The sequence below is a fragment of the Bacillus cereus genome, assembly GCF_007678085.1.
GTDB classification, from domain to species: Bacteria; Bacillota; Bacilli; order Bacillales; family Bacillaceae_G; genus Bacillus_A; species Bacillus_A cereus_BE.
This window is the reverse complement of record NZ_VEDW01000057.1, coordinates 1-230: the sequence shown is the minus strand read 5'-3', so window position 1 is coordinate 230 and position 230 is coordinate 1. Positions and strand designations below refer to the sequence as shown.

Sequence of the window (230 nt, the reverse complement as noted above, 5' to 3'; positions counted from 1 at the left end):
CGAGGTCTTTTTCTGAAACCCCGAAGTTGTTGGCGATGACATCAAGCGGTGTGTGGGCGAGCCAGTCAGTCACTTGGAATGTGCTGTTTTCTGAGAAAGAACCGTCATCAAAAACCAAGAGGAATTCACAGCCTTCTTTCAGCGCCTGAATGGAGTGCGGCAGGCCTGACGGGAAGTACCACAGATCTCCTTCCTTCACGTCATCGATAAAACTGCGTCCCTGTTCATCA

At 50.4% G+C, this 230-nt stretch carries 1 protein-coding gene; it reads right to left on the bottom strand.

Annotation, left to right across the window (positions count from 1 at the left end; translation table 11 throughout):
- Nucleotides 1–230 (bottom strand): cupin domain-containing protein (locus FS742_RS27365; RefSeq protein ID WP_313956683.1); only part of this gene is annotated, 230 nt, incomplete at both ends.